The organism is Streptomyces corynorhini (assembly GCF_003346515.1).
Lineage (GTDB): Bacteria > Actinomycetota > Actinomycetes > Streptomycetales > Streptomycetaceae > Streptomyces > Streptomyces corynorhini.
Map to the genome: position 1 here is coordinate 1 of NZ_QQNA01000094.1, position 14,592 is coordinate 14,592.

The following is a 14,592-nucleotide window of genomic DNA, read 5'->3' on the forward strand; positions in this document are numbered from 1 at the left end:
GGCAACACGGCGGTGGTGGTGGCGAGCGAACGCGCCCCGCTGCCCGCCGTCGTCCTCGCCGAGGCGCTGGCCACCTCCGACCTGCCCGGCGGCGTCGTCAACATCCTCACCGGCCGCACGGCCGACCTGGCCCCCACACTCGCCGCGCACGCCGACGTCAACGCCGTCGACCTGGCCGGGGCGGGCGACCTGGCGACCGCACTGGAAACGGCGGCGGCGGCCACCCTGACCCGCGTACTGCGCCCGGACCCCCGCCCGGACTGCGGCGGCCTGCCAGACCGTCTTCGTCTCCAGGAACGGGGTGATCCGGGCGAGGCCCGGCAGCGTCTCCCAGTCCGGGCGGGGGTCCGGGCGCAGTACGCGGGTCAGGGTGGCCGCCGCCGCCGTTTCCAGTGCGGTCGCCAGGTCGCCCGCCCCGGCCAGGTCGACGGCGTTGACGTCGGCGTGCGCGGCGAGTGTGGGGGCCAGGTCGGCCGTGCGGCCGGTGAGGATGTTGACGACGCCGCCGGGCAGGTCGGAGGTGGCCAGCGCCTCGGCGAGGACGACGGCGGGCAGCGGGGCGCGTTCGCTCGCCACCACCACCGCCGTGTTGCCCGCCGCGATCACCGGGGCGAGGACCGCGACCAGGCCGAGCAGCGGGGCGTCCTGCGGGGCGAGGACGGCGACGACGCCGGTGGGTTCGGGGGCCGAGTTGTTGTCGTACGGACCCGAGACCGGGTTCCCCGTGCCCAGGACCTGGGCGATCTTGTCGGTCCAGCCCGCGTAGTAGATCCAGCGGTCGATGGCGGCCGAGACGATGTCCTGCGCCCGCGACGGCGCGACGCCCCGCGCGTCCACGGTCGCGCGGACGAAGTGGTCGCGGCGGCCCTCCATCATCTCGGCGATCCGGTAGAGGATCTGGCCCCGGTTGTACGCGCTGCGGGCCGCCCACGGACCGAACGCGGCGCGGGCCGCGACCACCGCGTCCCTGGCGTCCTTGCGGGAGGCGAGCGCGGCGTGGGCCAGGTGGGCGCCGTCGGCTGAGGTCACGGGGATGCTCCTGCCCGACTCGGAACGCGGGAAGGCGCCTCCCACGTAGAGCTTGTACGTCTTGAGCACCGGCAGCCGCGCGGGGACGGGAGTGTGTGCGGGCGGGGAAGGGCGCGCGGGCGCCCGGTCGGGGGTGGTGGCCGGTTCAGCCATTGAGGTAAGCCTCCAGTCCGTGCCGTCCGCCTTCGCGCCCGTAACCGGACTCGCGGTAGCCGCCGAAGGGGCTGGCGGGATCGAATTTGTTGAAGGTGTTGGACCAGATCACCCCGGCGCGCAGCCGGTTCGCGGTCCACAGCATCCGGCTGCCCTTCTCCGTCCAGACACCGGCGGACAGCCCGTACGGTGTGTTGTTCGCCTTCTCGACGGCCTCCTCGGGCGTGCGGAACGTCAGTACGGAGAGCACCGGGCCGAAGATCTCCTCGCGTGCGATCCGGTGTGCCTGGGTGATGCCGGTGAAGACGGTCGGCGCGAACCAGTAGCCGCGTGCGGGCAGTTCGCAGGCCGGTGACCACTCCTCGCCGCCCTCGTCGCGCCCCGCCCGCGCGAGGTCCTGGATCCGGGCCAGCTGGGCGGCGGAGTTGATGGCGCCGATGTCGGTGTTCTTGTCCAGCGGATCGCCGAGCCGCAGCCGGGACACCCGTTCCTTCAGGCGCTCGACGACCTCCTCGGCGACGGACTCCTGGACGAGGAGCCGCGACCCGGCGCAGCACACGTGTCCCTGGTTGAAGAAGATCCCGGTGACGATCCCTTCCACCGCCTGGTCGAGCGCCGCGTCCGCGTAGACGATGTTGGCGCCCTTGCCGCCGAGTTCGAGGGTGACGCGCTTGGCGGTGCCCGCGACCGTACGGGCGATCTCCCGGCCGACGCCGGTGGAGCCGGTGAACGCCACCTTGTCCACTCCGGGGTGGGCGACCAGGGCGCGTCCGGTGTCGCCCGCGCCGGTGACGATGTTGACGACGCCCGGCGGCAGTTCCGCCTCCTGGCAGATCTCCGCGAAGACCAGGGCGGTCAGCGGGGTGGTCTCGGCGGGTTTGAGGACCACCGTGTTCCCGGCGGCCAGGGCCGGGGCTATCTTCCAGGCCAGCATGAGCAGCGGGAAGTTCCACGGGATGACCTGCGCGGCCACACCGAGCGGCCGGGGCGCGGGGGCGCCCGGCACGGCGAAGGGCAGTTTGTCGGCCCAGCCCGCGTAGTAGAAGAAGTGGGCGGCGGCCAGCGGGATGTCGACGTCCCGGGTCTCCTTGATGGGCTTGCCGTTGTCGAGGGATTCCAGCACGGCCAGCTCACGGGCGCGGTCCTGGATGATCCGGCTGATCCGGTAGAGGTACTTGCCCCGCTCCGAGGGGCTGGTGCGTGACCACACTCCTTCGAAGGCGCGCCGGGCCGCCGCGACCGCGCGGTCCAGCTCCGCCTCGGTGGCCGAGGTCACCTCGGCGAGCGGTCGCTCGTCGGCGGGGTTGACGGTGGTCAGGGTCTGTCCGCCGGGTTCGGTGAACTCGCCGTCGACGAAGAGTCCGTACGCGGACTTCAGCCGCACCGCCGCCCGTGACTCGGGCGCGGGCGCGTAGACGAGGCCGCCGGGGGCGGGGCCTGTGGTCGGTGACATGGGTGCCTGGTCCCTTTCAGTCCGCGGAGTAGTAGTCGGGACCGGGGTAGGTGCCGGTCGTCAGCTTCGCCCGCTGCATCAGCAGGTCGTTGAGGAGGCTGGAGGCGCCGATACGGAACCAGCGCGGGTCGAGCCAGTCGGGCCCGGCGGTCTCGTTGACCAGCACGAGGTTGCGCAGAGCGTCCTTGGTGGTACGGATGCCACCGGCCGGCTTGACGCCGACCTGCCGCCCGGTCGCGGCGCGGAAGTCCCGTACGGCCTGGAGCATGACCAGGGTGACGGCGGGCGTGGCGGCCGGGGCGACCTTGCCGGTGGAGGTCTTGATGAAGTCGGCGCCTGCGTGCATGGCGAGCCAGGAGGCGCGGCGTACGTCGTCGTAGCCCGCCAGTTCGCCGGTTTCGAGGATCACCTTCAGATGGGCGGGCTCGCCGTCCGGGCGGGCACAGACCTCTTTGACGGCGACGATCTCCTCGTACACCTTGCGGTAGTCACCGGCCAGGAACGCGCCCCGGTCGATCACCATGTCGATCTCGGTGGCCCCGTCGGCGACGGCGGCGCGGGTGTCGAGGAGCCGGGCCTCCAGCGGGGCGCGGCCCGCCGGGAAGGACGTCGCCACCGACGCGACGCCGACAGAGCTGCCCCGCAGGGCGTGTACGGCGACGGGGACGAGGTCGGGGTAGACGCAGACGGCGGCCACCGGCGGCACACCGCGGTCGGCGGGATCGGGCAGCAGGGCCTTCGCGGCCAGCGCCCGTACCTTGCCGGGGGTGTCGGCGCCCTCCAGGGTGGTCAGGTCGACCATCCGGATCGCGAGATCGATGGCGTGGGCCTTGGCGGTGGTCTTGACCGAGCGGGTCGCCAGGTCGGCCACCCGGGCGTGCACCCCGGCCTCGTCGACGCCGGGCAGACCGTGCAGGAAGGCCCGCAGCGCGGCGTTGCCGGTGGCGATCCCGGCCGGGGCGGCGGCCGCGACGGTGTCAGTGTCGGTGTCGGTGTCAGGCACGGGAACCCCGCTTCTCGATCAGCATGTTGAGGATGAGCGCGATCACGAGGATCAGTCCGGTGACGACCATCTGGAAGAACGATCCGAGGCCCATCAGATTGCACAGGTTGCGCAGGACCGACAGCAGCAGGACGGCGACGAACGTGCCCATCACTCCGCCGCGGCCGCCGAAGAGGTTGGTCCCGCCGAGGACGACGGCGGCGATGGCGTCGAGTTCGAGCCCGCTGAACGCGGTGGGCTGGCCGATGGTCAGCCGCGAGGTGAGCAGCACCCCGGCCAGCGCGGAGAGCGCCCCGGAGATCGCGAACACCGCGGTGATCACACCGCGCACCGGCAGACCGGAGAGCCTGGCGGCCTCCTTGTTGCTGCCGACGGCGTAGATGTACTCGCCGAAGGTGGTGCCCCGCAGGAGCAGCCCGGCGGCGAGGGCGACGGCGACGAAGATCAGGCCGACGATCGGCACGTAGCCGATGAATCCGCCGCCCAGCAGCTGGAAGGTGTGCGGGAGGTCGCCGCCGGCCGGCTCGCCGTCGGTGAGCAGATACGTCAGACCGCGAATGGCGGTGAGCCCGGCGAGTGTCGTCATGAACGCGGGCAGCGACAGGTAGGCGGAGAGCCCGCCCATGACGGCGCCGAACAGCGCGCCGGCGGCGAGGCTGGCGGCGATCGCCAGCAGGAAGTTGATGTCCTTGTCGATCAGCAGTGCGACGGTCATTCCGCCGAAGGCGGCCACACTTCCCACCGACAGATCGATCCCGGCGGTGAGGATGACCAGCGTCATGCCGACGGCGACGATCCCGGTCAGCGCGGACTGCTGGAGCAGGTTGGACATGTTGCGGGTGGTCAGGAACTCCGGTGCCAGCAGCGTCGCGACGACGCACAGCGCCAGGAAGACCAGCACCAGATTGAATTTGACGACGAGGTCGGCGCCGCGCCGGCGGGTGGATCCGGCCCCCGGGCCGCGGTCGTCGGTGGCCGGTGTCGGCTCGGCCGCCGTGGTGGGTGTGCTCATGAGGGTGCTCCAGGGGGTGTCGCTCCGGTGGATGTCGCGCCGGTCGCCGTCACCTCGGCCGGTCGCGTCCCGGCCGGGACCGCGCCGGTGATGACGGTGTGCGCGATGGTGGTCTCGTCGGTGGTACGGGGGTCGAAGCAGGCCACGTTGCGGCCCTCGTGCAGCACCCAGATCCGGTCGGCGTTGGCGGTCAGCTCGCCCAGCTCACTGCTGGCGAGGAGGACGGCCACGCCCTGATCGGCGAGGTGGCGCACCTGGCGGTAGAGATCGGCCTTGGCCCCGACATCGAGCCCGCGCGTGGGTTCGTCGAGCAGCAGGACCCGGACGGAGCCCTTGGTGATCCACTTGGCCAGGACGACCTTCTGCTGATTGCCGCCCGACAGCTTGCCGACGGGCTGGTCCGCCGAGGAGAACCGCACCCCGAGGTCGGCGAGTACCGGTGCCGACAGCCGTCGGCCGAGCGTGCGCGGTGCCAGCCAGGGCGGCCTGCCGAGCGCGGTGACGGCGGCGTTGCGGCCCACCGAAAGACCCGGCATCAGCCCCTGTTCCTTGCGGCTCTCCGGTACCAGGGCCAGCCCGGCCCGTACGGCGGCGGCGGGGCTGCGCAGCCGTACGGCCTCGCCGTCCAGGGTGACCGAGACACTCGCCCCGGTGTCCCCGAACAGCGCCTTGAGCAGGGTGGTGCGCCCGGCGCCGCCGAGACCCGCGAGCCCCACGATCTCCCCGGCCCGCACCTCGATCCCGGCGACGTCGATCAGCCCGGGACTGCGTACGGAGCCGATCTCCAGCAGCGGCGGCCCCTGCGGGCGGGGCCGTTCGGTGGTTCCGGTGAGCTTCCCCGTCGTACCGATCATGTCGGCGACCAGCTCGTCGGCCGTGGTGGTGGCCAGATCCCGCACGGCGACCGACCGGCCGTCGCGCATCACCGTGGCCCGGTCACCGATCTCCATGACCTCGTCGAGCCGGTGCGAGATGTAGATGACGGAACGGCCCTGCGCGGTGAGCGAGCGGATCACCTCGAACACCTTGCGCAGATCGCTCTCGCCGAGGGTGGCCGACGGCTCGTCCATCACGATGACCCGCGCGTCGGCGGTCAGCGCCTTGGCGATGGCGGTCAACTGCTGCGCGGCGATCGGCAGATCGCGTACGGGAGTGTGGACGGAGAACTCGCCGCCGACCCTGGCCACGGCGGCACGGGCCAGCTCGGCGCGCTCCTTGCGGCGTACGAAGGGACCGTGGGCGGGCGCGTGTCCGAGCAGCAGGTTCTGAGCAACCGTCATATCCGGTATGAGGTCCAGCTCCTGGTAGATCACGGCGATACCGGCGGCCATCCCCGCCTGCGGGCTGGTCAGTTCGACCGGTTCGCCGTCGAGCAGGATCTCGCCCTCGTCCGGCCGGTAGGAACCGGCGAGGATCTTCATCAGGGTGCTCTTGCCCGCGCCGTTCTCCCCGAGCAGACAGTGGGTCTCCCCGGCGTGCACGACCAGTTCGGCGCCGTCGTTGGCGAGGGTGCCGGGGAAACGCTTGACGATGCCGCGCATCGACAGCCGCGGTGTCGCGCCGCCGGTACCTTGATGGCTCATGGCTCCTCCTTCCCGGATGTCCGGGCTCCGCGTGCTCATCGCTCCTCGCGCGAGGGCGGGTTGAGCAGATGGGACGCGGTGTGATGGTCGGTGACGAGGGTGTTGCACAGCCCACTGGAGACCACCGCCGCGCACACCGCGTGTTTGGCGGCGCCGGAGACGACGGCCACCGACACGGCGCTGTGCCGCAGATGGTCCAGCGGAAGGCCCAGGGTGCGGTCGTCCAGCGCACGGTCCACGATCGCGCCGCGCGCGTCGATGAACCGGCCCGCGACATCGCCGACCGCGCCGGCGTCGGCCAGCCCCGCCAGGTCCTCGGCCGTCAGATAGCCGGAGTCCACCAGCACGGAGTCGGCCCCTATGCCGCCGGGACTGAACAGGACCGTGTCCGCCGACGCGGCCTGGGCCAGGACATCGGCGACGGCGCTGTCCTCTTCGAGGAGCCGGCGCGTGGCCTCCTGCTCCACGATGGACGGCACGGGCAGCACACTGAGCGTGCCCTGCGCGAGGTGGGCGATCCGCCCCGCCATGTCCTGCGCCGAGGTGGGGGTACGGGAGCGGCTGAGCCCGCCGTTGATCTGCACGACGTGCACCCCGGCCGCCCACCCCGGGTGGAGCCGGGCGGCGAGCAGGTCCAGCGTACGGCCCCAGGAGACGCCCAACTGCCGGGGTACGGGCTGGAGCCGGGCGAGGTAGTCGGCCCCCGCCTCGGCGACCCGGGCGCGCAGCCGCTCCTCGTCGTCGCCCCGGTCGGCGGCGACCACGACGGCGTCGCGCAGCCCGAAGGCGTCCCGCAGCCGGTCCTCCAGGCCGCGCATCCGCGCCTTGGGGTGGACGACCTCGATCCGTACGATCCCGGCCTGCCGGGCCTCGGCCAGCAGCCGGCCGACCTTCCAGCGGGTGAAGTGCAGCTCCTCGCCGATCTGCTCCTGCGTCCTGTTCTGCTCGTAGTACAGGGAGGCGACCTGGTACAGCAGGGCCTCGTCCTCGATGTTGGTCATCCGGACCTCCTTGTCCGTGTGCCCGGGTCAGACCGGCTGCCGCTCCGGCGTACGGTCCGGCCAGCGGTCCGGCGCGCTGAGCCGGTGGGCGATCTCCCGGGTGGCCTCGGTGGCGGCGCGGTAGTCCGCGTAGCCGCGTTCCAGGGCGTCGCGGTGGGTGGGGTCGGGCTCCACGATCCGCACACGCGGCGCGAAGCCCGCGGCGGCCTCGGCCAGCGAGGCGGCCTGGCCTGAGCCCGCGGCGGCGGCGACCGCGCACGCGCGCAGCGTCAGATTGTCCTCGCCGACCAGCCGCAGCGGGCGGCCCAGGACATCGGCGGTGGTCCGCAGCCAGAGCGGGTTGTGCCTGATACCGCCCGAGACGAACACCTCGTCCACGGCGATCCCGCCGTCGACGAACGATTCGAGCACCTGCCGGGTGCCGTAGGCGACGCCCTCGACCGCGGCCCGGTACACCTGCGCCGGGCTGCTGCCCAGGGTCAGCCCGAGGACGGCGCCCCGCAGCCGCGGATCACGCAGCGGGGTGCGGTTGCCCATGAAGTAGTCCAGGACCATCAGCCCGTGGGCGCACGGCGCCAGCGCCGACGCCTCCTCGATCAGCTCCGGCAACTGGGACCTGTCCCTGCCGAGCAGCTGCTCTCCGGCCCAGGTCAGCACGGACCCCGAGGTGACCTGACCGCCCTCCACCAGCCACCGCCCGGTGTTCAGGGCGTCCGGATAGGGGCCCCAGACGGTCGGCGGGAACACGGGCTCGTCGATCTCGGTGACGAACGCGGTCGACGTGCCGGAGACAACCGACACCCGGCCCGGCCGCGCGCCGCCCACGGCGAGCAGCGAGAGATGGGCGTCGATGCCTCCGGCGCACACCACGGCCCCGCCGGTGATACCGAGTTCGTCGCGGGCCGCCGCCCCCACGGGCGCCACCGGGTCGCCCACCGGGACGATCCGGCCGGGCAGCTTGTCCCGCAGATCGGGCACGCCGAACTCGGCGTACAGGTCGTCGGGCAGCCCGCCGCCGCGCGGATCGTAGTTCCACTTGCACACGGCGTTCATCCGCGAGCCGGTCCACTCGCCGGTCAGCCGCCACACGAGATAGTCGACGGCTTCGGTGATGTGGCGGGCCGCCCGGTAGACGCCGGGCTCGTGGCGGGCCAGCCACATGGCCTTGGGCACCAGCCACTCGACCGCGTCGGAGCCGCCCGCGTAGCGCAGGACCGGGTGGGCGGAGCGCCCCGTCAGCTCGGACTCGGCGCTGGCCCGGCTGTCCATCCAGAGCAGCGCGGGACGCAGCGGCCGGCCCGCGCCGTCGAGTACGGCGACCGTCGAGGCGGTGGTGGCGACGGCGACACCGGCCACCGGGGGCGAGCCCGCCTCGGCGAGCGCGGCGCGGGTCGCGGTGACCACGGCGCGCCACCAGTCCTCCGGGTTCTGCTCGGCCCGGCCGGGGTGCGGGAACGAGGTCGGGTAGCCGCTCTGGCTGACCCCGAGCGCTTCGCCGTCCGCGCTGTAGACGGCGACGCGGGCGCTCTCGGTCCCCAGGTCGATGGCGAGGAGCGCGGTCATGGACGGTCTCCGTTCGGCGAGGTGGTCACGGACGGTCTCCGTTCGGCAGGGTCCCGTTCGGCGGAGTCCCGTTCGGGAGGGTCCCGTTCGGGAGGAAGAGGACCTTGGAGCTGAAGATGGACCGCTCGCCGAGCTGGTGCAGGGTCGAGGACACGTCGTCCAGCCCCAGTTCGTGAGTGATCATGAACTTCCAGCGGAGGCTACCGTCGCCCATCGCGCGGGCGGCGGTGCGCCACTCGTCGCCCGGGAAGGGCGCCGAGAAGGAGTTCCAGGCGCCGTGCAGGGTGACCTCCCGGCGCAGGAAGTTGCTGAACGTGGCCTTGGGCAGGACGACCGGGTCGTGCGGGATGCCGATGAAGACGGCCTGCCCGTGCCGGGCGGCGAGCCTGACCGCCTGGTCGGCGGTGGCCGGTACCCCGGCGGACTCGATGATCACGTCGTATCCGGGGCCCGCGAGTTCGGTGGCCCGCTCGGGAGTGGTGGCGGTGTGGGTGGCGCCGGCCTCCAGAGCCATCGCCGCCTTCTGCTCGCTCACGTCGATGGAGAGCACCTCGCTCGCTCCGGCCAGCCGCGCCCACTGGACGGCGAACAGGCCGATCGGGCCCGCGCCGACGACGGCGACCCGGTGGCCGGTGCGCAGCTTGGTGCGCCAGATGGCGTGCAGGGCGATGGCGGCCGGGTCGAGCATGGCGGCGGCGCGCGGGTCGAGGTCCGCGGGCAGGACCATCAGGTTGCCCTCGGGGACGGTGACGTACTCGGCGTACGCGCCGGCCCGTCGGCTGCCGAAGTAGTCGTAGTCCTCGCAGAGGCTGAAGTGCCCCTGGGAGCAGGGCGCGCAGCGGCGGCACGGGATCAGCGGCGGCACGGCGACGAGGTCGCCCTCCTTGACCGTGCCGGCCGCGGCGAGTTCCGCGCCGAGCGCCACCACATGGCCGGAGAACTCGTGGCCGCAGATCAGCGGGAGGTGGTAGGCGCCGCCCGGCCGCAGCATCCGGGGTATGTCCGAACCGCAGACCCCGCAGGCCGCGACGCGCACGAGCGCTTCGCGGGGTGCGGGCTCCGGTACGGGAACCTCCTCGACGCGGATGTCGCCCGGGGCGTGCAGCAGGGCGGCTCGCATGGTCTGCGGCATGTTCGTATCGCTTTCTCGGACGGGGCCGGGCGCACGGTCGGATCCGGCTCGCGGGGTGGGGTGCGGTGTCATTCCTTGCCCGCGAGGGCGAAGGTGGTGGAGCCGGTGTACGTGTCGGCGTCGGCGCGGTCGATGAGCCCGGTTCCGGCGTCGACGGAGGCGGCGACCTTCTTGCCCGCCTGGACGTCCAGCGCGGTGCTCACGGCGGTGGCACCCAGGGAGATCGGGTCGTTGAGCGCGGTGGCGAGGTAGGGACCGTCGGCCGCGATGGACTTCACGGCCTCCATCAGCCCGTCGACCCCGGCGACCTTGACGTCGGTGCGGTTGTTCTCCTTGAGCACCTGGAGCGCGCCGAGGGCCATGTCGTCGTTGTGCGCGTAGACGGCCTTGACGTCGGGGTTCGTCTGGAGGAGGTCCTGCATGGCGGTGACGGCCTTGGAGCGGATGTAGTCGCAGTAGGGGCCCGCCACGATCTTGATCTTCTTGTTGGCGGCCACGGCCTCGTGGAACCCGGCGCTGCGGTCGCGGGCCACCGCGCCGCCCGCGTCGCCCTTGATCTCGATGACCTTGCCGCCCGAAGCGCCGAGCGCCTTGGCGACCTCCGCGCCGACGAGCCGGCCCATCTCCTTGTTGTCGCGGCCGACATGGGAGGCGGCGCCGGAGGGGACCGGGCGGTCGACGGTCACCACCGGGATGCCGGCGGCCTTGGCCGCGGCCAGGCCCGCCTTGACGCCCTTGGGGTCGACGGGGTTGATCAGCAGGACGTCGACACCGCGGGTGATCAGGTCCTGGATGTCGTTGTTCTGTTTCGTGACGTCGTCTCCGGCGTCCGCGAAGTTGAGCTTGGCCCCGGCCTTCTTGGCCGCCTGCTCGGCCCCGGTGCGCAGCTGTACGTAGAAGGGCGACTGCTGAGTCGCCTGGCTGAAGCCGATGGACAGGGTGCCGCTGGACTTCTTGCCGCCGCTGTCCGAGCCACCGGGGGTGGTGGAGACGGAGCAGGCGGCCAGCGACGCGAGTGTGGATGTCGCGACAAAGATCCCGAAGATGCGCTTCATACGCATGTGGGCCTCCAGATGTGGTCCTTGGCGAGGGACAGTAGGTCCGGAATTAACCTCCCGGCAACACATGTGGATTTTTTTGCTCTCATGAGCACAGACCCCGCTGACCAGCCGTGATCCGCCGGACGCGCGCTGTGACGCGGCCGGATCGGGCGTGCGCCCGCGAAAGAGGTGCGCGGGAGAGCCTGCGGGAGAGCCCGGGAAGGGGCTCACGGAGGGCGTTTTTGGCCACGCGCACGAAAGCGGGCCCGGCCGGTGGCCGGGCCCGCTGGGGGAGCGCTCATGTGCTGCGGGACCGGGTGGAACACATGCACGCCGCCGCGGTGCTCAAGGCCGGCGCCACCACCGACGCCGACGGGCTCGCCGCCCACGTGGCCGCCGTCCTGTCGCCGAAGCGCGTCCCGCCGTACTCACCCTCCACGACGACCTGCCGCTCACCGGGGCGGGCAAGCCCGACAAGCAGTCGCTGGCCGCACGGACCACCGGGGCGGCATGAGTCCCACACTGGCCTCCGTACTCGCCGAGTCCGCGCTGCGCCGCCCAGGACACACCGCGCTCGTGCACGCGTCCCGGCGGATCGGCTACGCCGAACTGTGGTACGCCACCCGCCAGTACGCCGCCGCCCTGCGGGAACGCGGCACGCGCCCCGGCGACCGGATCGCGCTGCCGCTCCCCAACACACCGCATTTCCCGATGGTGTACTACGGAGTCCTCGCACTCGGCGCCGTCGCGGTGCCGGTGCACGGGTTGTTGCGCGCCGAGGAGATCGCCCACGGTTCCGCGCTGCCGGTCGCGGTCCTGGAGGAGTTCGAGGAGGTCTTCGGCTGCCGCTGCATCGGAGTCCCGGACGAGGTGTACGGGGAGGAGGTCTGCGCGGTCGTGCGTACCCGGCCCGGCACGGAGCCGGATCCGGCGCTCGCCGCGGCGAGCGTGGCCTGGTGCAAGGAGCGGGTCGCCGCGTACAAGTACCCGCGTCGGGTGTAGTTCGTCGAGACATTCCCGCTCGGCCCCAGCGGCAAGGTACTGAAACGCGAACTGGTCGCTCTCTTCTCGCACCCGACGCCGCATATCTGACGCGGCATCAACGGAAATTCTCCGATTGACGATTCGTCACCATGGATTTTCCGGCGTTGCCGATCTTTCCTTCGGCAAAATAGATCCAACAGGTATCCGACAGGTATCCGGCATGGATCGGGCCTTGAATTCCGACGGCCCGCCGCCCGGAAACCGTCTACGGGACGTCCGTGCGCGGGGTGGGGTGCCTGTCGGTTATATGGGCGCTTTGATACCTATTGACCCTTGCGTCGATATGGGGATATTCGGGCATCTTGTCGTCCTCTGTGTGGTGTTGTGCGATCAAGGTTGCGCCCGCAGGCGTGACATGCGTCACCCAGGAGATCGCTCAGGGTTCGCGCTCTCTCCTTCACCTGGCTCACAGGAAAGGAGAGTTGAGGCGCCCCGAGGCCGAAGATGAATTTCGATCTTCCCGGCTGCAATGACCCCTCGCATCGCGTTGTGAATTCTGGGCTTGTCTCCCCCGGGACTTCTCGCTTACGTTCTCGTCACTCCGGACAGAACGCCGAATCCTGCCGCTGCCCGGAAACCCACACCTACACACGTACGGCAGGAGCGGGGGACCCAGGTAAGCCGCCGGTCCAGTGGTTGGACCGGCTTGGGGTGAAGTCGTCTTTTCTCGCGACCGGGCATCTCCTGCCCGAACCCGACAGCTCACCTCGCAGGCGACGGAGAGGAACGCGTCATGTCCGCAAAGGCCAAGCACCGCCGCCCCAGAACCGGCCCGCTCGCCCGGGGTGTCGTCGCCGTGAGCGCGGGAGGCGCCGTACTCGCGCTCCCGCTGCTGGCGGCCACCACCGCCCAGGCGGCGCCCTCCGCCGGGTACGCCACCGCCGGGGCGTCGGCATCGACCGCCGGTGCCGCTCGCCAGGCCCCCCTGACGTACTCCGTCGTCGCCGGTGACTCGCTGTCCAAGATCGCGAAGGCGCACTCCGTGACCGGCGGCTGGAAGAAGCTCTACCAGGACAACCGGCGCGCCATCGGTGGCGACCCGTCCCGGATCTTCCCCGGCCAGAAGCTGGTCCTCGGGTCCGCCACGAAGGCGGCCAAGCCGACCAAGTCGGCCACCGCGAAGAGCAGCACCGCGAAGAGCAGCACGGCGAAGAGCAGCACCGGGAAGAGCACCGCCATCGCCGCCCAGACCGTCGCCGACGCCGAGCCCGCCGCGCTGAAGACGTACTCCGACAACCTGGACGGCTGGATCCGCGAGTCGCTGGACATCATGGCCGCGCGCGGGATCCCGGGCTCCTACGACGGGATCCACCGCAACATCATGCGCGAGTCCTCCGGCAACCCGGCGGCCATCAACAACTGGGACTCCAACGCGGTCGCCGGCACCCCCTCCAAGGGGCTCCTCCAGGTCATCGACCCCACGTTCCAGGCGTACCACGTGCCCGGTACCTCGACGAACAGCTACGACCCGGTCGCCAACATCACCGCCGCGTGCAACTACGCCGCCGCCAGGTACGGCTCGATCGACAACGTCAACGGCCCGTACTGACGGTTCCCGCAGGTCCGGCCGGAGCCCGGCCCGGCGTCACCCCTGAAGGCGTTATCCCGCGAACCGCACGTCACGGGCGGTCTCGTCCACCTCCAGGGTGAAGATGTCGGGCCGGGCGTAGTGCCCGGTCACATCCAGGTCGAACCGGCCCCGGGCGAGATCGCCCAGGTCGAGTTCGGCCGTGAGGATCCCCTCGCCGTCCCTGAGCGGTCCCGCCAGGACCTCGCCCAGCGGGGAGACGATGGTGCTGCCGCCGCCGATCAGCACGGTGTCCGGCGCGTCGCCCTGTACGGGGTGGACGTCGGCCGGAAGGTCCGCGCGGCGCAGGTACTGGTTGGCGCTCAGCACGAAGCAGCGGCCCTCCAGGGCCACGTGGCACATGGTGGCCTGCCAGTTCTCCCGGTCGTCCACGGTCGGCGCGCACCAGAGGTCGACGCCCTTGGCGTACATCGCCGCGCGGAACAGCGGCATGTAGTTCTCCCAGCAGATGGCCGCGCCCAGCCGGGCGCGGCCCGTGTCCACCACCGGCATCGTGGAGCCGTCACCGGTGCCCCAGATCACCCGCTCCGCCGCGGTCGGCATCAGCTTGCGGTGGTGGGTGAGGAACCCCTCGGGGCCGAAGAACAGCGCGACACAGTGCAGCGTCGAACCACGGCGCTCCACGGCGCCCACCACCGCGTGGCAGCCCAGCTCACGCGTGAGCGCGCCCAGCTCCGCCGTCTCAGGGCCGGGCACCGTGATGGCCGACTCGGCGTAGCGGCGGAACAGCTCCCGCCCCTCCGCGGTGCGGCTGCCGACGGTCACACCGAAGTCCAGCCCCTTCGGATAGCCGCCGAGGAACGCCTCGGGCAGCACGATGACCTCCGCTCCCCGGCCGGCCGCCTCGCGGATCAGGTCCCGGGCCCTGCCGAGATCGCCGGGTGTGTCGAAGAGCCGGGAGCCCGCCTGGACGACGGCCGCTGTCAGATGCGTCATGCGGCGACCGTACGGAGCGCCCCGGCTCGCCGTACCACCGGGTATCCGGTGGTGA

General features: G+C 71.8%; 11 protein-coding genes, 2 pseudogenes and 1 riboswitch. Of the genes and pseudogenes, 3 read left to right on the forward strand and 10 right to left on the reverse strand.

Annotation, left to right across the window (positions count from 1 at the left end; all coding sequences use genetic code 11):
* Positions 1–18: 18 nt before the first annotated feature.
* A pseudogene (locus DVH02_RS37110) lies at positions 19–177 on the forward strand (aldehyde dehydrogenase family protein); the annotation flags it as partial.
* A gap of 96 nt (positions 178–273) precedes the next feature.
* Here the strand turns inward: DVH02_RS37110 and DVH02_RS36085 are convergent.
* From DVH02_RS36085 to DVH02_RS13300, 9 genes and pseudogenes are all read right to left on the reverse strand, one after another.
* Positions 274–1,098 (reverse strand): annotated as a pseudogene (locus DVH02_RS36085) (aldehyde dehydrogenase family protein); the annotation flags it as partial.
* A gap of 76 nt (positions 1,099–1,174) precedes the next feature.
* On the reverse strand, positions 1,175–2,635 hold the full coding sequence (locus tag DVH02_RS13265) for an aldehyde dehydrogenase family protein (protein ID WP_114624001.1): 1,461 nt from the start codon (positions 2,633–2,635) through the stop codon (positions 1,175–1,177).
* A gap of 16 nt (positions 2,636–2,651) precedes the next feature.
* Positions 2,652–3,584, reverse strand: coding sequence for a deoxyribose-phosphate aldolase (deoC, locus tag DVH02_RS13270; RefSeq protein ID WP_114624037.1), 933 nt, complete (start codon positions 3,582–3,584; stop codon positions 2,652–2,654).
* A 46-nt stretch (positions 3,585–3,630) separates the two neighbouring features.
* Positions 3,631–4,650: an ABC transporter permease gene (locus DVH02_RS13275; protein WP_114624002.1), complete on the reverse strand. Its 1,020-nt coding sequence runs from the start codon at positions 4,648–4,650 to the stop codon at positions 3,631–3,633.
* The gene (locus DVH02_RS13280) at positions 4,647–6,233 is read right to left on the reverse strand and encodes a sugar ABC transporter ATP-binding protein (RefSeq protein ID WP_114624003.1); all 1,587 of its coding nucleotides are present in this window, start codon (positions 6,231–6,233) and stop codon (positions 4,647–4,649) included. Before DVH02_RS13280 ends, DVH02_RS13275 begins: the two co-directional genes overlap by 4 nt.
* 35 nt (positions 6,234–6,268) lie before the next feature.
* Complete coding sequence (locus DVH02_RS13285) at positions 6,269–7,234, reverse strand: sugar-binding transcriptional regulator (protein WP_114624004.1); 966 nt, start codon at positions 7,232–7,234, stop codon at positions 6,269–6,271.
* A 27-nt stretch (positions 7,235–7,261) separates the two neighbouring features.
* Positions 7,262–8,797 (reverse strand): FGGY-family carbohydrate kinase, encoded by a 1,536-nt coding sequence (locus DVH02_RS13290; RefSeq protein WP_114624005.1) that lies wholly within the window; start codon positions 8,795–8,797, stop codon positions 7,262–7,264.
* 25 nt (positions 8,798–8,822) lie between these two features.
* On the reverse strand, positions 8,823–9,929 hold the full coding sequence (locus tag DVH02_RS13295; RefSeq protein WP_199566268.1) for a galactitol-1-phosphate 5-dehydrogenase: 1,107 nt from the start codon (positions 9,927–9,929) through the stop codon (positions 8,823–8,825).
* 68 nt (positions 9,930–9,997) lie between these two features.
* Positions 9,998–10,990, reverse strand: a complete 993-nt coding sequence (locus DVH02_RS13300) for a substrate-binding domain-containing protein (protein ID WP_199566269.1) — start codon at positions 10,988–10,990, stop codon at positions 9,998–10,000.
* Between the two features lie 489 nt (positions 10,991–11,479).
* Here DVH02_RS13300 and DVH02_RS13305 point away from each other — a divergent pair, with 489 nt between their 5' ends.
* Positions 11,480–11,971, forward strand: coding sequence for an AMP-binding protein (locus DVH02_RS13305; RefSeq protein ID WP_233518204.1), 492 nt, complete (start codon positions 11,480–11,482; stop codon positions 11,969–11,971).
* Between the two features lie 583 nt (positions 11,972–12,554).
* Positions 12,555–12,744, forward strand: a riboswitch (cyclic di-AMP (ydaO/yuaA leader).
* 2 nt (positions 12,745–12,746) lie between these two features.
* Complete coding sequence (locus tag DVH02_RS13310; protein ID WP_114624007.1) at positions 12,747–13,562, forward strand: transglycosylase SLT domain-containing protein; 816 nt, start codon at positions 12,747–12,749, stop codon at positions 13,560–13,562.
* A 51-nt stretch (positions 13,563–13,613) separates the two neighbouring features.
* Here the strand turns inward: DVH02_RS13310 and DVH02_RS13315 are convergent, their stop codons facing one another.
* Positions 13,614–14,537, reverse strand: coding sequence for a nitrilase-related carbon-nitrogen hydrolase (locus DVH02_RS13315; protein WP_114624008.1), 924 nt, complete (start codon positions 14,535–14,537; stop codon positions 13,614–13,616).
* Positions 14,538–14,592: the final 55 nt, after the last annotated feature.